Raw genomic sequence first — 19,309 nt, 5'->3', positions numbered from 1 at the left:
ATGGGTTTCGATGAAGAGATCGGAGACCACATCCCAGGCCTCGTCCGTGAGTTCGTAGCGCCTTGCCATCACAGAATTCCTTTCCGTTAATGGCGTGTGACTCTACAAAATCTCAGCGCTGGAGGATCGACAATTAGGTTTCTCGGGATTTCGTACAGAGCCTAGGGAAGAGAAGGGCTGAGCATTTTGACCTTTTCCTCCCCTAAACTGGCATTCCCCACAAAACGTTGAGGTCTTGCATGGGAATGTCTCACTGTTCCACCCGTGGGACAAACTAACGCATTTTCCATGACTTTTCAGCCATTCGGCATCCCGGTAGGATTCTCCCCATCGTGATCGCCCAACGCCGCGGTCTTCATTCACAGGAGAGTCCCATGAAACTGTTGCACATCGATTCGAGCATCCTGGGCGACAATTCCGCCTCCCGCCAGCTGAGCCGCGAAGTGGTCGAGGCCTGGAAGGCCGCCGACCCGAGCATCGAAGTGGTCTACCGCGACCTGGCCGTGGACGCCATCGCCCACTTCTCCGCCGCCACCCTGGTTGCCGCCGGCACCCCGGAAGAAGCCCGTGACGCTGCCCAGGCCTTCGAAGCCAAGCTGAGCGCCGAGACCCTCGCCGAATTCCTGGCGGCCGACGCCGTGGTGATCGGCGCGCCGATGTACAACTTCAGCGTGCCGACCCAGCTCAAGGCCTGGATCGACCGCGTCGCCGTCGCCGGCCAGACCTTCCGCTACACCGAAGCCGGCCCGGAAGGCCTGTGCGGTGACAAGAAAGTGGTGCTGGTGTCCACCGCTGGCGGCCAGCACGCTGGTCAGCCGAGCGGTGTAGGCCACGAAGACTTCCTCAAGGTGTTCCTCGGCTTCATCGGTATCACCGACCTGGAAATCGTCCGCGCCCACGGCCTGGCCTACGGCCCGGAACAGCGCACCCAGGCCATCGACGCCGCCCAGGCGCAGATCGCCAACGAGCTGTTCGCCGCCGCCTGATCGGCTTCGGCATGAAGAACCGGCTGTCGCCTTCGGGTGACTGCCGGTTTTTTTTCATCCAGTTTTCATCTGCCGCAGGCCGCGCTGGCCCTATGCTGAACGCTATCCTGCTGACGTGCGCAATGGCCAGCCGATGAACACTCCCCGCTGCTTGCTGGCACTGCTCCTGCTCGGCGGCCTGCTTGGCCAGGCCGAAGCGTCGCCTTGGGTGGCAGGCCTGCACCAGATGACCCTCGACGACCCGGTCGATGCCCGGCCGATGCAGGCCATGGCGTTCTACCCCGCCAATGGCACGCCGCACAGCGTGCGCATCGATGGTTACCCGCTCGAGGTTGCCGAAGAGGCCCCCGTGGCGTTGGGGCAGTTCCCGCTGCTGGTGCTGTCCCACGGCAATACCGGCAGCCCGCTGGCCCTGCATTACCTGGCCACTTCCCTGGCGCGTCGGGGGTTCGTGGTGGTGGCGGTGGTGCACCCCGGGGACAACGCCCGCGACCACAGCCGCCTTGGCACCCTCAGCAATCTCTATGGCCGCCCGTTGCAGGTCAGCGAGGCGATTACCGCCACCCGTGAAGACGCGCTGCTGGGCCCCTACCTGAATGACGGCAAGGTCGGCGTGATCGGTTATTCGGCGGGAGGCGAAACCGCGCTGATCCTTTCAGGCGCCCAGCCGGATCTTGATCGCCTGCGCCGCTACTGTCTGGAGCGTCCCACCGATGGCGATGCCTGCAAGACCCATGGCGTATTGATTGCTGACCGTAGCGAGCTGGCGCCCAAGGCCGACCCACGGGTGGGCGCGGTGATGCTGATGGCGCCGCTGAGCCTGATGTTCGGCCGCCATGCCCTGGCTGGCGTGAACATCCCCGCATTGATCTACAGCGGCGACCGCGACCAGCTGGTGGCCGTGGACCGCAATGCCGAAGAACTGGCGCGCAAGCTGCCGATCACTCCGGACTATCGGCTGCTGGCCGGGGCCGGGCACTTCGTGTTCATGGCCCGCTGCGACGCGGAGCAGCTCGCGCGCATGCCCGCGTTGTGCAAGGACGCCGATGGCGTCGATCGCCGCCATATCCATCATTCGCTGCAGCGCGATACCGCCGCGTTCTTCAGCCAGGCCCTTGGCGGCCCGGCACATGCCGAGCGTTCAGCCGCGACGGCTGCGCCGCGCCAGCAGCAACGTTAGGCCAACCCCGGTCAAGGCGAGCAGGGCCGCGACACAGAAGATCGACGCATAACCTTTGTGTACCGCCACGGCGCCCATCAGCGGGCCGGCAACGGCCAGCGCCATGTCGAAGAACACCGCATAGGCCCCCAGGCCCGCGCCGCGGCTGCTGCTCGGCACCTGCTTGATCGCTTCGACGCCCAGCGCCGGGTACACCAGTGACAGGCCAAAACCGGTCAGGCCAGCGCCGAGCAGCGCCCAGGCCGGCGCGGGTGCCAGCCACAACAGGCCGAGGCCGAGCACTTCGGTGGCCATGCACGCCACCGCCACGTTGTAGCCGCCAAAGCGGTTGACCGCGTTGACGAACAGCAGCCGCGAAATGATGAAGCACAGCCCGAAGGCGCTCAGGCACCAGGCCGCGCCAACCCAGCCGCGCTCCAGGTAATAAAGGGTAACGAAAGTGGTCAGCGTGCCGTAGCCAATCGAGGCCAGGGTCAGCCCCAGCCCGCACGGCGCGACCCGGCTGAACGCCGCCCAGAAGGGCAGCCGCTCCCCGCGGGTCACCACCACGTCCGGGCGCTTGCGCAGCACCAGCAAGGCCACCAGGGCCAATACCAGCAGTGCAGGGCCCAGCACGCCGAAGCCCAGCCCGGCCACCGCCAGCACGCCGACCGGCGCGCCAATGGCGATGGCACCGTAGGAAGCAATGCCGTTCCAGGAGATCACCCGGGCAGTGTGTTCAGGCCCGACCTGGCTGATGCCCCAGCTCAGGGTGGCAACACCGATCAGCCCTTGGGCCAACCCCAGCAGCACCCGGCCACCGAGCAACAAGGCCAGGCTCAGCAACGGCACTTGCAGCGACCAGGCCGACAGCAGCGTCAGCACCCCGCAGCCGGCGATGCCCAGCAGGCCAAGGCGAATGGCCTGCTTGCCGCCCAGGGTGTCGGCCACGCGCCCGGCATAGGGGCGGCTGAGCAGGGTGGCAAGGTATTGCAGGCCGATGGTCACCCCGGCGATCACCGCGCCGAAGCCAAGCTGGTCGTGCACGTAGCTGGGCAGTACCGCGATCGGCAGGCCGATGCAGAGAAAGGCGATGAAGGTGTAGAAGACGATCGACAGGATCTGCAGGGTGATGTGGAAGGTGCTGCTGGCGGGGGCGGGTTGCTGCGCGGTCATGGGCTCGTTCGCGGGTGGGCGGTTGGGCGTGACCTAATGATGGACGGTGTCGGTGGGAAATGAAAGCAGGCTAACGAATTATTCGTCGGGCAGTATCAGTCTGTGGGATTGGTGGTGGATTCTTCGCGGGTGAACCCGCTCCCACAGGGATATCACCAAGCCTGAAGGCTGCGCCATACCTGTGGGAGCGGGTTTACCCGCGAAGAGGCCGGCCCAGGCGCCACGAGGCAACCAGGCCAGCGTTCAGTCACTTCAGACCACGACACCCTGGCTGCGCAGGTAGTCGTCATAGGTCCCGCTGAAGTCAACCACCCCATCGGCGCTCAGCTCGATGATGCGGGTAGCCAGCGACGACACGAACTCACGGTCATGGCTGACGAACAGCAGGGTGCCTGGGTAGTTTTCCAGGGCCAGGTTCAGCGCCTCGATCGATTCCATGTCCAGGTGGTTGGTCGGTTCGTCCATCACCAGCACGTTGGGCTTCTGCAGGATCAGCTTGCCGAACAGCATGCGGCCTTGCTCACCACCGGAGATCACCTTCACCGACTTGAGGATCTCGTCGTTGGAGAACAGCATGCGCCCCAGGGTGCCGCGGATAATCTGCTCGCCGCTGGTCCACTGGCCCATCCAGTCGAACAGGGTCAGGTCTTCTTCGAAATCGTGGGCGTGGTCCTGGGCGTAGTAGCCCACTTCGGCGCTGTCGGTCCACTTCACCGCGCCGGCATCCGGAGTCATCTCGCCGACCAGGGTGCGCAGCAGGGTGGTCTTGCCGATGCCGTTGGGGCCGATGATCGCGACGCGCTCGCCGGCTTCCACGGTGATGTCGAAGTTCTTGAACAGCACCTTGTCGTCGAAGGCCTTGGCCATTTTCTCGACTACCACCGCCTGGCGGTGCAGCTTCTTGGTCTGCTCGAAGCGGATGAACGGGCTCACCCGGCTCGACGGCTTGACCTCGGCCAGCTGGATCTTGTCGATCTGCTTGGCCCGCGAGGTGGCCTGCTTGGCCTTGGAGGCGTTGGCCGAGAAGCGGCTGACGAAGGTCTGCAGCTCGGCGATCTGGGCTTTCTTCTTGGCGTTGTCCGACAGCAGCTGCTCGCGCGACTGGGTGGCGGCGGTCATGTACTCGTCGTAGTTGCCCGGGAACAGGCGCAGCTCGCCGTAGTCCAGGTCGGCCATGTGCGTGCACACGCTGTTGAGGAAGTGACGGTCGTGGGAAATGATGATCATGGTGCTGTTACGCGCCGTGAGGATCGTTTCCAGCCAGCGGATGGTGTTGATGTCCAGGTGGTTGGTCGGCTCGTCGAGCAGCAGCACGTCCGGGTCCGAGAACAGCGCCTGGGCCAGCAGCACACGCAGCTTCCAGCCCGGCGCCACTTCGCTCATCGGGCCGAAGTGCTGTTCCAGCGGAATACCCAGGCCCAGCAGCAGCTCACCGGCGCGCGATTCGGCGGTGTAGCCGTCCATCTCGGCGAATTCGGTTTCCAGCTCGGCGACGGCCATGCCGTCTTCCTCGGTCATTTCCGGCAGGGAGTAGATGCGGTCGCGCTCGGCCTTGACCTTCCACAGCTGGCCGTGGCCCATGATCACCGTGTCGATCACGGTGAATTCCTCGTAGGCGAACTGGTCCTGGCGCAGTTTACCCAGGCGGGTGTTCGGCTCGAGCATGACCTGGCCACCGGACGGCTCCAGGTCGCCGCCGAGGATCTTCATGAAGGTCGACTTGCCGCAACCGTTGGCGCCGATCAGGCCGTAGCGGTTGCCGTTGTTGAATTTGACCGAGACGTTTTCGAACAGCGGCTTGGAGCCGAACTGCATGGTGATGTTGGCGGTAGAAATCAAGTGCTTGTCCTGCGGGGGTTCCAGAGGTGTATTTAGGCCCTCTCGTCCGTTTTGGGCCAATTGTGGGCCAATTCGACTCGGGGCGGCAGCTTCTCCAGCTCCCTCCAATCCGAGGAGGAGCTGATCCATTTCGCGTAGGTAGAAAGCAACATCTCCACGCTGTGGCCGAGCTGGTTCGCGATAAACGCAGGGTTTATCCCAGACATGAGGCACATGGTTGCGTAGGTGTGGCGGGTGTCGTACTGACGGCGTTCACGGATGCTCAGCGCCTTGAGCGCTGATTTGAAGTGGCGGATTGTAACACTTGGCTCGTTGATCCACAGCCCACCTTTGCTCGGTTGGAATACAAAAGGGCTCACTGGGTGGGCCGATTTGGATGCCATGCGTCGAAGAGTCGCCATCCGCTGGGCCTGGGTGATGGCGTTGAGCGCGCGTTCGTTGAGCAGTACCACCCGGTGATGCTTGGTCTTCGTGCGCTCCTCGGGCGCCCGATTGACGATGCCCCGGCGAATCGTTGCCGATCGCTGGTCCAGGTCGACATCCTCCCACTTCAGGCCCATTGCTTCGCCAGGCCGGACGCCGCTGAAGAAGCAGAACTCGAAGAACGCCGCGTAGATTTGGGAGTACTTGCGAAGCGTGGCATAGAGGTGCGAGATGATTGTCTCGGCCTCCGTCCGGGTGTACGGATCGACAACCTTCTTCACAGGCCGTGGCTTGTCGAGCGAGGCGGTAGGATTCTTGGTGATCAAACCATCGAACACCGCCGTCTTGAACACGCTCGAGAGCTTGATGATCGCATTGCGCTTCACGCCGACCGAGGTCCATTGGATTTGCGAGATCACCCCGCGAAGCATGGTAGGGGTGATCAGGTCGAGCCGGCGCTGGCCCAGGTATGGCATCCAGTACATGTTGAAGATGCTCTTGTAGTTGTTTCTGGTGCCTAGGACGATGTCCCGGCTGTCCAGCCACATCTGGGTGTAGGCGCCGAGGCTCGGCATGGCGTCGGCAGCCTGTCGGGCTGCTTCCGAGCCCGGAAAGAGCTCTGCGTACTTCTCATCATCGAGCAGGCTGTGCCGGATCAGGTTGACTACTTGATCACGTAGACGGCTGGCTGCTTTGATACCCTGCGCTGTCGGAGGATGTGCGACGGTTTCCCCGCGACGCTCACCGTTCCAAGTGAAACGGATTCGGAGCGAGTCTCCTCGGATTTCAATTCCAGGGGGCAGACCCACAGGCTTTCTAGCCATTCCTCATATCTCCATCTGCTGTACATGATGTTGCGACCGTTCTTGTTCCAGACGCCCTCGGGGATCTTCCCGCGCTGGCGCCTGGTTTGAAGGGCGCGCAGCGTAATACCCAGCAGGTCGGCCATCTTTTCTTCCGTCACCTTGTCCATTTCCTGGGCAACGGCCTGTTCTTGCCCGGCGTGTTCATCGCCTGGCTTTTTCCTTTTTGAATGCATCGAGGTCTCCACGCCGCCGGTGGCGGCAGGTTGGGCTATGGATAATCCATTGGCGCGCGGGTAATCTCCGGCTTCCGTTTCCAGAGCCAGGGGGCCACATGTCGAATGGAATCAAATGGTGTGCAGCGATCCTGCTGGCCGTTGCGATGTCTGGCTGCGGTAGCCAACGCTTGAGCTATGCACCGTCCGCTGCGCAATTCAGTGACCGTCAGCAGGCTGCTGACTTTGTCGAGCAGTCATTTTTCGAGGACTATGGAAAGAAGTTCCGACCACAGTCGGTGCTGATCACCGATAGAGTAATCATCTTGTCTGACGGGGTTATCTCGGAGGCTACTGGATTTGCATCCGCGGCTCCCCTTGGCACGGGCGCTATCGCAGCTGGCAGCAGCCGGAGCGTGACCAGGGACGCCAGCAGACGCATCTATCTGAGTTCTATCGACGACATCTCCATTTATCAAAAGCGTGGCAGGTCTAGCCGTTTCACGGTGATCATCCGGGGAGCAGATGGCCGGGAACTCGGCTCAATCCGGACCGGCAGCCTGGACCGAGCTCAGCGATTCAGCGACGCCCTGACTTACTTGAAAGCATCAGCGAGGCCATGACTCGCCCGCGCATGTCGGCTGGCTTGAGTTGTAGGGGGAGGGGTTAGGCTGCTGGGCGTTTCATGAAGGTGATCCAGTGCGTCTTTTCGCGCTTGCCGGACTTGTGGCCAAACAGGGGCTTTTCATCGGTCAGGGCCAGCAGGTCGCTTACCAGCACCTGCGTTTCGTTCCACTTGAAGATCAGGATTCCCTCAGGCTCGAGTACGCGGAAGCACTCGGCGAAGCCTTGGCGGATGTCCTCCCGCCAGTCGCTGGTGAGGACTCCGTATTTGGCTCGCATCCAACTGTCCACACCGGCCCGGGTCAGGTGAGGAGGGTCGAATACCACCAGGCGGAAGGTGGAGTCTTCGAATGGCAGGTTCCGGAAGTCCATCAGCACATCGGGTTCAACCTTCAGCACTCGGCCGTCGCAGAGCAGGTGTTCCTCGTCGCGGATGTCGCCGAACAGGGCGCGCTGGTCTTCCTTGTCGAACCACATCATGCGGCTGGAGCTGCAGGGATCGAGCACTTTGGCCACAGCGCTCATCGCGGCGCCTTCCATACCAGGTAGGCCATGTACATCAGGGGCAGGATCATGACTGCGTCTCCTCCATGCCGGTGTCTACTGCCTTGTCCAGGGCATCCTTTGCCAGGATGTCTTCGTGCTAAGGGCACGAAGACACTCGACCACTACCGCATGTACCTCACAGCTAAGAAAGTCACTGGAATCGCCGTTTTCGGCCATTCCCAGCTGATCTACCTAAGGGATGCGGGGGCATTTCCTGTGCTGGGGTTCGACAAGCAGCACCAGTTTCACTTCGAGGTGATGTCATGAGCATCATCCGTGCGCCTCGGCCTGAAGCCAACTTCTACATGCTCAACAAGTCGATCAGCGAGGACGGGCGCCTGAGCTGGGCTGCCCGTGGCCTGCTGGTCTTCCTGCTGGGCAAACCGGACCACTGGGCCGTGTCCGTCACTCACCTGCGCAACGAGACTGCCAAGTCCTCAAAACCGACCGGTCGTGACGGCGTGTACGGCCTGCTGCAAGAGCTGATCGCCGCTGGATACGTAGAGCGCCGCCAGGACCGTGGCAAGTCCGGCTTGCTGGGCGAGACCCATTACGTCGTGTCGGAAACACCGCTTCCGGATTTGCCGTATCCGGTTGAACCGCTTCCGGCTCAGCCGTATCCGGCAAATCCGACACTAGTAAGTATTGAAGGTAAGCAAGGATTGAATGGAGTAAGTACCGACGCTCGCCAAAGCGAGCTGGTCGACTTCGAGCGCTTCTGGAAGATCTATCCCCGCAAGGTGAGCAAGGCCGACGCCAAGAAGGCTTGGGCGAAGATCAAGGTCGGCGCTGACCTGTTCGACCTGATGGCCAATGCCCTGGCTGCATGGACCGTTTCGACTGACTGGACCAAGGACGGCGGCCAGTTCACCCCGCAGAGGTCTGGATCATCGCCGCGCTGCTGGTAGCTGGCGGGGCGGTGCTGGGCTGGCAGTCGGCCTACTGGTCTATGACCTCAGCCCAGGCCAACCAGGTAACCCAGATCCGGGAAGCCTACGACGCGGCCATGGCCGAGCGCGACAAGCGCCTGGACGAGCTGACCAGTAAGGCCGAGAGCGCCGCGACCAAGGCGTCGAAGGCTGCGACCACTGCGACCCAGGCAGCAGACAAGGCTGATGAGGCTCTCAATCGGGTCTCCCCATCATCACTCCAATCCGGTGCATTAGATGGAGAGGGTGCGTCGGGGGGGCATTGACCGGCAGCCAGCCGAATAGAGAGTCTGATACCATCCTCGGACAATCCAGTTTGAGGGGTAAGAATGGCTGTCTCCGTGAGGGTTCTTGTGGGAGCCGATAAACCAAAGCAGTACCATAAAGCTGAAATCTTAGCCGTATGGGAGGTGGTAGTGAATGGCGTAGTCAGGCACTTCATCGATATCGAAGAAGCCTTCGCACATGTTAAGCACATAATGGACATCGAACTGAAACGTGCGCTCAACCCGAGAAAACAGGAACTCGAAGATTCGATGGGGATGTCGGTCTGATCCTTCATCTCTGTTGAGGGGCGTCATTTAAGTACCAAGCAACCCGACTGGGAGGCGTTCAAGCGAGCCTTCCAGCCCGGGGAGCTTTCCGTCCGCATCGGTCGGTTCCTCCGACTGATCCTGTAGGGCTAGATGTGCACTTCGTAAAGTTTCCAGCAAGCTTCGATGGCCATTTCGCGGGTAACGAAGAGCGTTTTTGTTGGATCTGGGTGCGGAATTTTCAAGTCAGTAATCGGGCCCAGTAGGGTTAGAAAATCTCTTGGATCCCGATTGACGTGCACTTGCTCCAGTTGATTCAGCAGATAACCATTCTCCGCAAGAAACGTAACGGCCCCTTCCTTGTGAGCTCGGGCAAAGCTGATGGCGGTCTCGCTTGCCTTGTCACGGTTGGCGAGAAGTAGCAAAGAGGCCGCAAGCTGAGTCGCTGCTTGGCCTGGCTGGTTGTTAAAGTCAATCATGTCCTGTGCATCCTCTTGGTTGGCGTCTTTGAAATGGGGTTGATAAGTGCAGAATCAAGTCCTGATTGAATCGCGGCGACCGGTGCCGGCGGCTGACCAAGTCGAGTCGTTATGGCTTACGCTTCGACCAGCGCCGGAGGTGTGGGAGTGGATCTCGCGCGAGATTCTCGCCGACACTGGCAGCATTCATAATCCTGAGCATGCCCACCTGATCCACGCCAACATCGGTGTGCTCTGGGCATCGACCGGGTTCGCCAAACAGGGGCGGGTGGTTCTCGGTCAGGCTGAGCAGCTGATCTTCCGTGCGGGTGGATGGCAGAAGGCTCGACAAGAGCAGCAGATGCGGGAGTGGTTCGGCGAAGAGCCGGCCTATCTCATCACCTTGGCTGCCGACTACTGCGCCCAGTGCACCGACGCCGAGTTCTGCGCCCTGGTCGAACACGAGCTTTACCACATCGCCCAAGCGACCGATGAGTACGGTGCCCCCAAGTTCACCCAGGAGGGGCTGCCCAAGCTCTACCTGCGCGGCCACGACGTAGAAGAGTTCGTCGGTGTGGTGAGGCGCTACGGAGCCAGCAACGACGTACAGCAGCTGATCGACGCTGCTAGCCGGCCGCCTGAGGTGGCCAAGATCAACATTTCGAGGGCCTGCGGAACCTGTCTGCTCAAGTTGGCCTGATTCCCTGACGGGGTTTGACGGATGGCAACCATATGGCAGCACTACGAAGCGAGGTCAAAGCCTACATCGTGCAGGCGCTGGCCTGCTTCGATACGCCTACCCAGGTAACCTGGTGGTGGACATCACCGATCGCCTGGCCAAGATGCTTGGCACCATCTACACGGGCGCTTCGTCTGGTTCGGCATCGGTTCCCGGGCTCAGCTCTGGTGCCCCGTTCTACGTGGTCACTCCGGTTTCCACCGACCCGGCGGCCATGGCGATGTTCGCACCGGCCATCTCGCTCAACCAGGACGGCGAGACCATCAGCTGGACGTTTGAGGCGAACAAGGCGCAGTCACCCTCGTACATTACCGTGGGGGTGTTCTGATGCCTGCAGGGCTCCAAGTGTTCACGCCCGACGGTCTCGTGCAGATCGATGATACCTGGGTGAACTTCGCCATGGTCAGTAAGCAATCACTGACTTCGGCAGACAACATCCCGTTTGATGGCACGTATGTGCGCGGCGTGCAGTTCTTCGTTTCGTCGCCGCAGGATCTCGTGTTCGTCCATAGCACGAGCGAATTCGGCTTCATGATGCGGCGCATCGAGACCAACGGAAATAACCGCTGCATTGTCGTCACCAAAGCCTTGGGCGTGGTAATCGAGGTGTTCGTTTTCCGCAAACAGCCGCCGGCGGCCTCGCTGTTCGGCTTGCAGATCTGGAATGCTGGCGGGGAATTGGTATTCGACGCAGCCTCGAAGTTCTGCAAAGTGACCGGTGTGATACCGGCCTTCACCGGTTCAGGAAGTTACTCCCAACCAGCAGGGAAGAAGTACGCGATCTGCTTTCCGCAATACATGGGTCGATGGACTGCAGATTATGTCCCGTCTTCTTCGGGCGAGATTCCGTTTTACCGGCACGCCTGGTACACGTACTTCTTATATTGCAGGTCGGACGGGGTGACGCTGACAGGGCTGTATCCGTACATGGCGCTTGAAGCTCCGTGGTACGTCCCCGTTCCGCCAACTCCCCCGTCTTATGACCGGTATTACACCGGTGGCGGCTCTTTAATTGCCGATGTCACCAACTACTGAAAAGGTAAAATATGCCACTTGATCAAGTCAGACTTGGCACGCCACCGCTGGGCCAAGATGGGGATGATCCGCGCACGGCATTCACGCGGATAAACACCAACTTCAAAAACTTGGATGACTTCGGTTTTTCTGGTCCAGTTCAACGAGCTGTGACCAATCTGGATGATGCAATCGCTCCTGGGTGGTACTCGGCCCTGACGGGCACCGCCTCCAGCCTTCCACCCGGAATCACCAAGCCGCTGTTGTTCGTGGCCACCACTCCGGCCGGAGACATCGTTCAGCGGGCAACCGATGTGGTTACCGGGACTTCTGCGGAGAGGATTTTCGGTTTTGCTGCGGGAGCGTGGACGGCCTGGCGCGTGCTGGGCACTGCTGCCGCCGCGAACCTTACCACCACAGCTACCGACGCGACCCTCGGCCGCGTGATCAAGGTAGGCGATTTTGGCTTAGGCTCTGTACGAAAAGAGATGTCGCAAACACCGCATGGAACAAGCCAGTGAGACCATGGCGGCATAACTTTTCGCGAGCTTGTCGAAGCGTGTCACGATCCTGCGGTTCTCTTTCAGCCAGCCAAACATGCGCTCGATGATGTTGCGCTGTCGGTATTTAGGCCGATCGAACAGCCTGGGTAAGCCAGGCTTGGGTTTGCGCTTCATTGAGCGCAGCGGGATGACGGGCTGCATTCGATATTGATCGCAGTAGCGGCGTAGCGCTTCGGCGTCGTAGCCCTTGTCGGCCAGCAGCCATTTACAGCGTTTGCGCGGGCGACCACGTTGGCTTGAAGGAACTCTGACTTCGTCCAAGAGAGGCTGGGCGTAGCTGATATCACTGGCTTGACCGCCAGAGAGAAGGAAGCGCAACGGTGTTCCATTGGCGTCGCAGAGCATGTGAATTTTGGTGGTCAGGCCACCGCGACTGCGACCTAAAGCGTGATCGGCAGGTTCGTCAGGCCCCCTTTTTTCCGAGCGCCAGATGAGGCTCGGGTTGCACGTACTGCGGTCGAATCGATCATCCAGGTTTGCAGATCAATCAGGCCCTTTTCATTCAGCCTGAGCTGCAAGCGTCTGAGCATCTGATCGAATGTCCCCTGGTTTCGCCAACCTCGGAACCGTTGATACACCGTTGACCACGGGCCAAATCGATCTGGCATATCTCGCCACGCAGCACCCGAGCAGAGCACCCAGAGTACGCCATCGAGCATCAGGCGGTCGCTCAGGCGCGGCCGGCCCCGGCCATGTGTTTCGATGAAAAGATCGGAGACCACATCCCAGGCCTCGTCCGAGAGTTCGTAACGCTTTGCCATCACAGAATTCCTTTCCGTAGATGGCGGGCACTCTACAAAATCTCAGCTCTCGAGGCGCGGCGATTGGGTTTCTCGGGATTTCGTACAGAGCCTAGGTCTACCCGGCGCCCTTTGGTCGACTAACTGCAATAACTCTACTGCGACAGGGATCTACGGGATTGACGCTGCGACGATCAATCGGCCTAACTTTTTCAACGACGTATTAGTCTATGGGGCAATGATTGTCTTCGGGCGTAGCGATGCCGAATGTATTCAGGTTGCATATTCGGTCACATCTCCTGCCTGGGGGTTCCGTAAAAAACTAGGCGGGGTTTGGGAGGCTACATGGACCGAGCACACTGCAATGGGTGTCGGCCAAGTATGGGCGGATGTTGCCGCGCAACGCTCGATAGGCGTCGTTTATACAAATACGACTGGCAGGACCATCGCGATCAACGTAGCGGCCCAGTACACATCCCCTGGGCAATGGCTCACCGTAAGGGTCAACAATCAAGACATTTACGGGTCGAGTGGCGGTGGAACCGGCACGGTAATGGCGGCCTTTGCATTGATCCCTCCAGGCGCTACTTATCAGGTGAATAATAACGGCGGTGGCTCTGTGATAGCTCCGGCATGGAAGGAGTTACGCTAATGAAGTATTTTAAGAATGAAGAAGATGGACAGATTTATGCCTTTGAGGATGATGGATCCCAAGATTTTCTCATCACGGACAGCATGAGGCCATTAACGCCGGAGGAAACTGAGCAACTGCTCAATCCGCCCGTGGATTACGCGGGTTTGGCCCTGCTAGAGGCCACCCACCTGCGGGCAGCGGCCGACTCTGCCATCGCTCCGTTGCAAGATGCCGTCGATCTGGGGCGCGCTGACCAGGCCAAGAAGGACCTGTTGCTGGCGTGGAGGAACTACCGAGTAGACCTGAGCGAAGTACCTGACCAAGTAGGATACCCAGCTGAAATCGAGTGGCCCACGCCGCCGGCCTGAGGACTCCACAGACTTAGGCGAGGCGTCAGTATTCCAGCCTTCTGATGGGAACGTTGCCGCGCTTGTACTGCTGATAGCCGGTGTACGGAAGGATAAGCGTGTCAGCAATAGCCGATGCACCCATGTCTACCAAGATCGGGAAAGGTGCCCAGTGCGCCCCCTTTCTTTGCGGGCCATTCAGATTGCAGAACTGATAGGCAACGCCGCTGTAAGCGCGCGTGATGGTGAAGCAGTCAGTCTGCCATTTCGCCAAGTCGTCAACTGCCTTGGATTCGTCCGACACCGTCCGCACGGTTCCGCAGCCGCTCAGCACACTGGCAAGCGCCATTCCCATCCATAGATTTTTCATCAGGCCACTCCCTCTGTGATGGCCAGATCATAGCGCACCTCTTTCTATGCCCGCTTCGAGCGGGTTTCTTTTTGCCTGGAGATAACCACATGCCTCTCACCGAGCTGCAGCTGCTGCAGATCATGCCCAACGCCCGTCCAGTTGTCGGCGTCTTCGTGCCAGCGCTGAACCGGGCCATGGCCCGCTGGAAGATCGACAGCCGCATCCGCCAGGCCGCGTTCCTGGCTCAGATCGGCCACGAGTCCGGTCAGCTGCGCAACCTGGTGGAGAACTTGAACTACAGCGCCGACGCCCTGGTGCGCACCTGGCCAACCCGATTCACTTCGCAGAACGCCAGCGCGTACGCTCGGCAGCCGGAGAAGATCGCCAACAAGGTGTACGGCGGGCGCATGGGCAATGGGCCGGAGGCCGGCGGTGATGGCTGGCGGTACCGCGGGCGCGGGCTGCTCCAGATCACCGGCCGCAGCAACTACCGGGAGGCCGCTACCGGCCTGGGCCTGCCACTCGAGAGCGAGCCGGGATTGCTCGAGCAGGCTGAACACGCTGCCCAGTCTGCCGCCTGGTGGTGGGCGAAGCGCGGCCTGAACGAGCTGGCCGACGCTGGCCGCATCCAGGATATCGGCAGCGTCATCAACACCGGCCAGCCTGGCCGGGTGCCGCATGGCGCAGCTGAGCGCAAGGCGCTGTACGACCTGGCGCTGAAGGTGCTGGCATGACGTCCTGGGCGTTGCGCGGCCTCGGCGCCGGCCTGCTGATTCTGATGGGCATTCTGTTGGGCGCCTGGGCCACCAGCTGGCATTTCCGCCCGCTGCTCGACGCCGAGCAGGATCAGGTGGCCAGCTGTAGGGCCGCCCGCGACAACCTGGCCGGCTTGGCGCAGGAGCAGGGCAAGGCCCTGGGCGATCTGGTACTGGCCGCGCAGGCCCGCCAGGCCGCCGCCGAGCACGCGGTGAGCGAGGCCAAGGCCAGTGCGGATCTCGACTACGCCGCGGCGAACCGGCTGCAGCAGGAGCGCACAGGGGGTGACCAGTGCGCAGCCGTGACCTCGATAATCGACAAGGAGATTGAGTTATGACGCTGGGGGTGAACTCGAAAACCTGTAGGAGCGAGGGCGGTGCCTTTCGGGCTGCATACCGCCTAACCCGTGGCTTTGCCTGTGGGAGCGGGATCGTTCTGGCCCTGGCCCTACTGGGTTGTGCCAGCCGGGCCGAGCCACAAGTGCAGTACATGCGCGTCGAGGTGCCAGTGCAGGTGCCATGTCGCGCGCCGGATGTGGCCGTACCGCCCTGGGCGGCTGCCGGCCTGCGCAAGACCGACAGCCTGGAGATGAAGGTGCGGGCGCTGCTGGCTGAGCGTCGGCAGCGTATCGGTTACGAGAAACTTCTGGTCGTGGCTTTAAAAGCCTGTCAATGGTGAAAGCTAGACTCCGCCAAGATTCTAATTCTGAATGTCCACAGCCTTCAGAATGACCATCAGCTTGTGGCCAAGCTCGCTTTTCAAGTCCCAGAAAATATGCCTGATCTTGGCGATCACAAATTCTTGACCTTTCTCTGGAAAATAGCTCCACGTCGCCTCGTTCAAGGCCCTGTGGTCGAAGGAGTCCCCTTTTGATAAGGCGGGGAAAGGAGTGCTCGCCTTGACGCTCCAAATAGGATCATTCAGGAAGGAGTCTTGGTAGACCTCAAGGTGATACGTGACCGGTAACGACATTGGCGCCCCCCCTAGTTTTGATGATGTTCGTCAAATGTAGCCGGTTTTGCGCTCAAGGGGCGCCACTCATCAGCATTTGCCCACGATCCGCCGCCTATATACGATACTGTGTTTCTATACAGTATCGGTGTCGCATGTATTTCCTCCTCGTCCGCCGCCGCGTGAATGGCGTGGCCATTCCTACGAAGCAGCTCGGGAAAATTCATCCCCTGCGCGCCGACATCCACATCGGTGATCACCACAGTGAGCCGCTGGGTCGGGTGGCCACCCAGGCCTGGGTGTTCAACCCGACGCCTGGGCCGGACGTCATCCCACGTATGCACGACGCCAAGGTCAATGGCATGGCTCAGCTCGGCATCTACATCAACGGGGTTGAAGAGGTCGACGGCGCGCTGTACGCCCAGTCCTGGTGGTGCAGGGCAGAATGATGAGCGAATTGCCGAGAGCCTGGCTCGATGAACTCAATGACGAATTTGCCTTGGCCACCGACCCAGATGGCCGGTCGGCGGTCCTGAGCGAGATGGCAATGGCCGCGCACCGTCGCCGAGAGGTGGATGCCGATCAGCTTTGCGAGATGCTTGAGTTTGTCGAGTCGGCGCGGCTGTACGGCTTGACCGAACACGAAGAGTGGTACGCGATCGGCCTGTTCAAGTACACCGAGCCAGAGCCGAACCATTACGTGCACGAGATCCTGCGGCCGGGAAAGAAGTAGTCAACGGCGGGGTATATTTGGGAGAAGGGAAGCGCTCGACAGGACGCCGAAGGAGGGGGGAATCTTGGGCCAATTTTTGGGCCAATGGATGCGTTTTGGTGCGTTGTGGAGAGGCTGAAACCCCCGGAAATACTGCACCCTACACCGCTCAAAACCGCGAGAATAATCGCATGGTGATGTTGGCGGTGGAGATCAAAGGGCTTACCTATCAGTAACTTACGACGCTGGATTTTCAGCTGATACCGATTTGATACCAATCTTGAGTTTTTCCAGCTCGCTCCAGTCGGAGCTTGAGTTGAGCCAACGGGCATACGTCGACAGCAGCATCTGCACGCTGTGACCCAGCTGTTGGGCGATAAATGCGGGGTTGAGGCCGGACATTAAGCATATCGTCGCATAGGTGTGACGGCAGTTGTATGGGGGGCGACGCCTGATCCCCAATTCATTCAGCACCGGCACCCACTGTTTGTGCAGATCGGACGTCTGCTTCACGTACTCGCTGTTCTTCGACGGCGGGAACACATACGGCGTCTCGGTTACCGATCTCTTCCCAAGCCGCCCTCGCCGGCGAGGCGTTATCGTTGAATAGGGGAAGGCGCTGGCTGGTGGCTCAGTGCCATGTTTTGCGGGGGGTGGGGATGTTTGCTATAACGCCCGGCCATTTCACAGGAAGGAACCTCATGCAACGCACCATCATTGGAGCAATCCTTGTAGCTGTCACCGCTCTGTCGCTTGGTGGCTGCTTCGAGTCAGCGGATGAGAAAGAAGCCAAGATCGCAGAGCAGAAGTCGAAAGACTTCTGGGACATGGGTGGCCCTACCGATCGCAGCAAGAGCGAGGGGTTCAAGCCATGAAGCAATGCCTCGCCGCAATCTTCGCTGCTGCACTCGCTCTAGGCCTGGCCGGCTGTAAAGAAGAGTTCGACTACTCCGTTTCTGACGAGCATTGCTCTCCTGAATATTGGGAAAAGCTGCCTGACGACGTGAAGCAGAAAAATCTGATCGATGAATGCTCCCGGCAGGAGCACTCCGGCGGCGGCTTCTCCAAGAAGTCGATCGGGCCAGATGAATTGCCAAAGAAACTCACCTCTTGGTAAGTTCTCTCCCCGACGCCGCCTAACTCCGGCGGCGTTTTCGTTTGGGGGGAAGGCGCTGGCGGGCAGCGCCGAAGGGTCAGGTGGCAATCGGGAACTGCTTGGCCAGGGCCTGTTGAAAATCTTCTCTATTCGGCTGGCGACCCGTTCGGTTTGGTGGCCACGGCCACTATTTTTTACTCACCGCAATGCGTTGTATCAGTACATATGCTTCCGTATACCCATAAGCCTGCAGGAACCCGTTGTAGGTGTCGGAATGGGCCATGATGCATTCAGCGTAGTACTGCAAGGGCACCGCAATGTCGGCTTCGTGCAGGTAGTCCTGCTGAAGGAAGTGCTCAAGCACCAGCAAGTGATCGAATAAAGCCTCAAAGCAGTCACGAATGAATTCCTGCTTCTTGCTGAACACCGTTCCCTTCCCATGAACGGCAAGCGCAGGCTTCAGTTCACCCCAGTGAACGACGTAGGTTTGGCCTTGATGAGTGAAGGTTCGACCTGACCAGTCCATCATTTGCATCGCAGCGCGGGCGAGTGGGTCTGTGAAAATTTCCTTCATCATGTCACGTGCAGCGGCAAGCTGCTTCTGACGGTGTTCTTTGCGCTTCTCCTGGATCGCATTTCGGGCTGACCTCAAACCGCTCCAGATACCCCATATTGCCAAGGCCAATGTGACCAGCGTGCTGATGACGGTTACCCAGTCCTTGAGCGTGGTGGGCGAGAAGGGACTGCCCTGGGCAGGGCTCTCTGCTGCCATCGCGACTGTCGTCATCAGAATCCAAGCCGGGGAGATCAACCAGGCAGCGTTTTGGATCTTCTTCGTGGCAGTCATCTGGAGCACCTCTGAGGAATGGCTAAGCAAAAATAGCTTTGTCTATTTATTGAGTTGCTCGGACGCCGCTGCCGGGAAGCGTGCCACGCCGTGGGTCTTGGAACGGGAATTGCTGTGTACCTGTAACACTCACCATTCGGGGGACGCAGTCATGACTCAGAAAGATCTCTACTTCATGGGCTACGTGGTTGCCGCGGTGCTGGCGGTGGATGTCATGGCTGTTTTTGCCTTTTTGCAGGCCATCGCCTGACCCAGTCCTGGGCGGGTGTGGCCCCTTATGCGGGGGACAATCGAAGGTTGAACGTCAACCTTCCGGCGCGCTCACCCCGCAGATGAACTCCTTCGAGCCAAGGCGATGCGAGCCGTACTCCACCACGTAGCCGTCACCGCGACGTTGCGCCTCGGCCTTGGCGGTCTGCTGGTCGGCGTAGACGTCGACGAAATGCCAGGGATGGCGGTCGCGTAGCACGCCCCATCCCAATACCCAGCCCTCGCGGTCTGGGTCAGGCGGCAGGTTTCTTGCCAGGCTGCGAATGGTCATGACGCGTTCACCGATGAACAGTTCAGGCGTAACACTAGCTGTTCGAATGTGTCATGCCCAGTTCGGCATCGTCCAGCAGGGCCTTGGCCATGGCGCAGAGGTAGTGTGACGCCCAGATCAGCTGGGGTTTGTCTTCCATGAGGCCGTCGAGGCTGAGGTCGCGGGCGTAGCCCATCAGTTCCGAGGCTTGTTCGCGGGCGTGCTGGCAGGGGATGCCGGCCTCGATGCGGAAGAGAGGGTGGGTCTGGTTTTCGCCTTGGTAGAAGGTGGTTTTGCCGACGGTGAGCTTGGTGTCGTCTGTGGTCATTGTTCAATCTCCCTGAAGT

General features: G+C 60.3%; 30 protein-coding genes and 2 pseudogenes. 19 read left to right on the top strand and 13 right to left on the bottom strand.

Annotation, left to right across the window (positions count from 1 at the left end; translation table 11 throughout):
* Positions 1 to 374: 374 nt before the first annotated feature.
* Entirely contained in the window at positions 375 to 986 is a 612-nt protein-coding gene (locus ACIP21_RS21275; protein WP_400691655.1) for an FMN-dependent NADH-azoreductase, read from the top strand.
* Positions 987 to 1,119: 133 nt separating this feature from the next.
* The gene (locus ACIP21_RS21270; RefSeq protein ID WP_400691652.1) at positions 1,120 to 2,166 is read left to right on the top strand and encodes an alpha/beta hydrolase family protein; all 1,047 of its coding nucleotides are present in this window, start codon (positions 1,120 to 1,122) and stop codon (positions 2,164 to 2,166) included.
* On the opposite strand, the gene ACIP21_RS21265 is transcribed toward ACIP21_RS21270, so the two are convergent.
* The 4 genes from ACIP21_RS21265 to ACIP21_RS21250 all read right to left on the bottom strand — a co-directional run bounded on the left by ACIP21_RS21265 (position 2,128) and on the right by ACIP21_RS21250 (position 6,622).
* A complete protein-coding gene (locus ACIP21_RS21265; protein WP_400691650.1) occupies positions 2,128 to 3,321 on the bottom strand; it encodes an MFS transporter in 1,194 nt (397 codons plus the stop codon). The two genes, ACIP21_RS21270 and ACIP21_RS21265, sit on opposite strands and share 39 nt — an antisense overlap.
* 252 nt (positions 3,322 to 3,573) lie before the next feature.
* Positions 3,574 to 5,160 carry an ABC-F family ATPase gene (locus ACIP21_RS21260; protein ID WP_400691647.1) on the bottom strand — a complete coding sequence of 529 codons (1,587 nt, stop codon included), beginning with the start codon at positions 5,158 to 5,160 and terminating at the stop codon, positions 3,574 to 3,576.
* A gap of 32 nt (positions 5,161 to 5,192) precedes the next feature.
* Positions 5,193 to 6,347 carry a tyrosine-type recombinase/integrase gene (locus ACIP21_RS21255; RefSeq protein WP_400691683.1) on the bottom strand — a complete coding sequence of 385 codons (1,155 nt, stop codon included), beginning with the start codon at positions 6,345 to 6,347 and terminating at the stop codon, positions 5,193 to 5,195.
* Entirely contained in the window at positions 6,248 to 6,622 is a 375-nt protein-coding gene (locus ACIP21_RS21250) for a hypothetical protein (protein WP_400691688.1), read from the bottom strand. The genes ACIP21_RS21255 and ACIP21_RS21250 overlap by 100 nt, the downstream gene beginning before the upstream one ends.
* A 98-nt stretch (positions 6,623 to 6,720) precedes the next feature.
* Between ACIP21_RS21250 and ACIP21_RS21245 the strand changes: the two genes are divergently transcribed.
* Complete coding sequence (locus ACIP21_RS21245) at positions 6,721 to 7,224, top strand: hypothetical protein (RefSeq protein ID WP_400691644.1); 504 nt, start codon at positions 6,721 to 6,723, stop codon at positions 7,222 to 7,224.
* Between the two features lie 43 nt (positions 7,225 to 7,267).
* On the opposite strand, the gene ACIP21_RS21240 is transcribed toward ACIP21_RS21245, so the two are convergent.
* Complete coding sequence (locus ACIP21_RS21240; RefSeq protein ID WP_400691641.1) at positions 7,268 to 7,750, bottom strand: class I SAM-dependent methyltransferase; 483 nt, start codon at positions 7,748 to 7,750, stop codon at positions 7,268 to 7,270.
* Between the two features lie 284 nt (positions 7,751 to 8,034).
* On the opposite strand from ACIP21_RS21240, the gene ACIP21_RS21235 reads away from it, so the two are divergent.
* The 3 genes from ACIP21_RS21235 to ACIP21_RS21225 all read left to right on the top strand — a co-directional run bounded on the left by ACIP21_RS21235 (position 8,035) and on the right by ACIP21_RS21225 (position 9,254).
* Positions 8,035 to 8,679, top strand: a complete 645-nt coding sequence (locus ACIP21_RS21235; RefSeq protein ID WP_400691638.1) for a hypothetical protein — start codon at positions 8,035 to 8,037, stop codon at positions 8,677 to 8,679.
* Complete coding sequence (locus tag ACIP21_RS21230) at positions 8,616 to 8,966, top strand: hypothetical protein (protein ID WP_400691681.1); 351 nt, start codon at positions 8,616 to 8,618, stop codon at positions 8,964 to 8,966. The genes ACIP21_RS21235 and ACIP21_RS21230 overlap by 64 nt, the downstream gene beginning before the upstream one ends.
* A 63-nt stretch (positions 8,967 to 9,029) precedes the next feature.
* On the top strand, positions 9,030 to 9,254 hold the full coding sequence (locus tag ACIP21_RS21225) for a hypothetical protein (protein WP_400691635.1): 225 nt from the start codon (positions 9,030 to 9,032) through the stop codon (positions 9,252 to 9,254).
* Between the two features lie 128 nt (positions 9,255 to 9,382).
* Here ACIP21_RS21225 and ACIP21_RS21220 read toward each other — a convergent pair whose 3' ends face one another.
* On the bottom strand, positions 9,383 to 9,712 hold the full coding sequence (locus ACIP21_RS21220; RefSeq protein WP_400691633.1) for a hypothetical protein: 330 nt from the start codon (positions 9,710 to 9,712) through the stop codon (positions 9,383 to 9,385).
* Positions 9,713 to 9,794: 82 nt separating this feature from the next.
* On the opposite strand from ACIP21_RS21220, the gene ACIP21_RS21215 reads away from it, so the two are divergent.
* From ACIP21_RS21215 to ACIP21_RS21195, 5 genes and pseudogenes are all read left to right on the top strand, one after another.
* A complete protein-coding gene (locus ACIP21_RS21215) occupies positions 9,795 to 10,391 on the top strand; it encodes a putative metallopeptidase (RefSeq protein ID WP_400691678.1) in 597 nt (198 codons plus the stop codon).
* A gap of 32 nt (positions 10,392 to 10,423) precedes the next feature.
* Positions 10,424 to 10,498: pseudogene (locus ACIP21_RS21210) on the top strand (DUF2280 domain-containing protein); the annotation flags it as partial.
* 8 nt (positions 10,499 to 10,506) lie between these two features.
* Positions 10,507 to 10,758, top strand: coding sequence for a hypothetical protein (locus tag ACIP21_RS21205; protein ID WP_400691686.1), 252 nt, complete (start codon positions 10,507 to 10,509; stop codon positions 10,756 to 10,758).
* A gap of 17 nt (positions 10,759 to 10,775) precedes the next feature.
* The gene (locus tag ACIP21_RS21200) at positions 10,776 to 11,465 is read left to right on the top strand and encodes a hypothetical protein (protein ID WP_400691630.1); all 690 of its coding nucleotides are present in this window, start codon (positions 10,776 to 10,778) and stop codon (positions 11,463 to 11,465) included.
* 11 nt (positions 11,466 to 11,476) lie between these two features.
* Complete coding sequence (locus tag ACIP21_RS21195) at positions 11,477 to 11,965, top strand: pyocin knob domain-containing protein (RefSeq protein WP_400691628.1); 489 nt, start codon at positions 11,477 to 11,479, stop codon at positions 11,963 to 11,965.
* Here the strand turns inward: ACIP21_RS21195 and ACIP21_RS21190 are convergent.
* Positions 11,912 to 12,768 (bottom strand): IS5 family transposase gene (locus ACIP21_RS21190; RefSeq protein ID WP_400691625.1). Its coding sequence is split into 2 segments (ribosomal slippage): positions 11,912 to 12,427 and positions 12,430 to 12,768, totalling 855 coding nucleotides; the frame shifts between segments, so codons are not numbered across the junction. The two genes, ACIP21_RS21195 and ACIP21_RS21190, sit on opposite strands and share 54 nt — an antisense overlap.
* A 630-nt stretch (positions 12,769 to 13,398) precedes the next feature.
* On the opposite strand from ACIP21_RS21190, the gene ACIP21_RS21185 reads away from it, so the two are divergent.
* On the top strand, positions 13,399 to 13,749 hold the full coding sequence (locus ACIP21_RS21185) for a tail fiber assembly protein (RefSeq protein WP_400691623.1): 351 nt from the start codon (positions 13,399 to 13,401) through the stop codon (positions 13,747 to 13,749).
* 25 nt (positions 13,750 to 13,774) lie between these two features.
* Here ACIP21_RS21185 and ACIP21_RS21180 read toward each other — a convergent pair whose 3' ends face one another.
* Positions 13,775 to 14,098, bottom strand: coding sequence for a YceK/YidQ family lipoprotein (locus tag ACIP21_RS21180; RefSeq protein ID WP_400691620.1), 324 nt, complete (start codon positions 14,096 to 14,098; stop codon positions 13,775 to 13,777).
* An 89-nt stretch (positions 14,099 to 14,187) separates the two neighbouring features.
* On the opposite strand from ACIP21_RS21180, the gene ACIP21_RS21175 reads away from it, so the two are divergent.
* The 3 genes from ACIP21_RS21175 to ACIP21_RS21165 all read left to right on the top strand — a co-directional run bounded on the left by ACIP21_RS21175 (position 14,188) and on the right by ACIP21_RS21165 (position 15,514).
* Positions 14,188 to 14,814, top strand: a complete 627-nt coding sequence (locus ACIP21_RS21175; RefSeq protein WP_400691617.1) for a glycoside hydrolase family 19 protein — start codon at positions 14,188 to 14,190, stop codon at positions 14,812 to 14,814.
* Positions 14,811 to 15,173, top strand: a complete 363-nt coding sequence (locus ACIP21_RS21170; protein WP_400691614.1) for a hypothetical protein — start codon at positions 14,811 to 14,813, stop codon at positions 15,171 to 15,173. The genes ACIP21_RS21175 and ACIP21_RS21170 overlap by 4 nt, the downstream gene beginning before the upstream one ends.
* 152 nt (positions 15,174 to 15,325) lie before the next feature.
* Positions 15,326 to 15,514, top strand: coding sequence for a hypothetical protein (locus tag ACIP21_RS21165; protein ID WP_400691611.1), 189 nt, complete (start codon positions 15,326 to 15,328; stop codon positions 15,512 to 15,514).
* A gap of 21 nt (positions 15,515 to 15,535) precedes the next feature.
* Here the strand turns inward: ACIP21_RS21165 and ACIP21_RS21160 are convergent, their stop codons facing one another.
* Positions 15,536 to 15,808: a hypothetical protein gene (locus ACIP21_RS21160; protein ID WP_400691608.1), complete on the bottom strand. Its 273-nt coding sequence runs from the start codon at positions 15,806 to 15,808 to the stop codon at positions 15,536 to 15,538.
* A gap of 134 nt (positions 15,809 to 15,942) precedes the next feature.
* Between ACIP21_RS21160 and ACIP21_RS21155 the strand changes: the two genes are divergently transcribed.
* A complete protein-coding gene (locus ACIP21_RS21155; protein ID WP_400691605.1) occupies positions 15,943 to 16,236 on the top strand; it encodes a hypothetical protein in 294 nt (97 codons plus the stop codon).
* Positions 16,233 to 16,520, top strand: a complete 288-nt coding sequence (locus tag ACIP21_RS21150; protein ID WP_400691602.1) for a hypothetical protein — start codon at positions 16,233 to 16,235, stop codon at positions 16,518 to 16,520. Before ACIP21_RS21155 ends, ACIP21_RS21150 begins: the two co-directional genes overlap by 4 nt.
* A gap of 216 nt (positions 16,521 to 16,736) precedes the next feature.
* Here ACIP21_RS21150 and ACIP21_RS21145 read toward each other — a convergent pair.
* Positions 16,737 to 17,084: pseudogene (locus ACIP21_RS21145) on the bottom strand (site-specific integrase); the annotation flags it as partial.
* Positions 17,085 to 17,200: 116 nt separating this feature from the next.
* Between ACIP21_RS21145 and ACIP21_RS21140 the strand changes: the two are divergent.
* Together ACIP21_RS21140 and trbK are read left to right on the top strand one after the other, a co-directional pair.
* Positions 17,201 to 17,374 (top strand): hypothetical protein, encoded by a 174-nt coding sequence (locus tag ACIP21_RS21140; protein WP_400691599.1) that lies wholly within the window; start codon positions 17,201 to 17,203, stop codon positions 17,372 to 17,374.
* On the top strand, positions 17,371 to 17,616 hold the full coding sequence (trbK, locus tag ACIP21_RS21135; protein WP_400691597.1) for an entry exclusion lipoprotein TrbK: 246 nt from the start codon (positions 17,371 to 17,373) through the stop codon (positions 17,614 to 17,616). The genes ACIP21_RS21140 and trbK overlap by 4 nt, the downstream gene beginning before the upstream one ends.
* A gap of 166 nt (positions 17,617 to 17,782) precedes the next feature.
* Here trbK and ACIP21_RS21130 read toward each other — a convergent pair whose 3' ends face one another.
* The 3 genes from ACIP21_RS21130 to ACIP21_RS21120 all read right to left on the bottom strand — a co-directional run bounded on the left by ACIP21_RS21130 (position 17,783) and on the right by ACIP21_RS21120 (position 19,290).
* On the bottom strand, positions 17,783 to 18,442 hold the full coding sequence (locus ACIP21_RS21130; protein ID WP_400691594.1) for a hypothetical protein: 660 nt from the start codon (positions 18,440 to 18,442) through the stop codon (positions 17,783 to 17,785).
* Positions 18,443 to 18,746: 304 nt separating this feature from the next.
* Entirely contained in the window at positions 18,747 to 18,983 is a 237-nt protein-coding gene (locus tag ACIP21_RS21125; protein ID WP_400691592.1) for a hypothetical protein, read from the bottom strand.
* Between the two features lie 34 nt (positions 18,984 to 19,017).
* Positions 19,018 to 19,290 (bottom strand): DUF3077 domain-containing protein, encoded by a 273-nt coding sequence (locus tag ACIP21_RS21120; RefSeq protein ID WP_400691589.1) that lies wholly within the window; start codon positions 19,288 to 19,290, stop codon positions 19,018 to 19,020.
* Positions 19,291 to 19,309: the final 19 nt, after the last annotated feature.

The organism is Pseudomonas sp. NPDC089401 (assembly GCF_044749485.1).
Lineage (GTDB): Bacteria > Pseudomonadota > Gammaproteobacteria > Pseudomonadales > Pseudomonadaceae > Aquipseudomonas.
The sequence above is the reverse complement of the archived record's forward strand: the minus strand, read 5'-3'. Positions and strand labels throughout refer to the sequence as shown.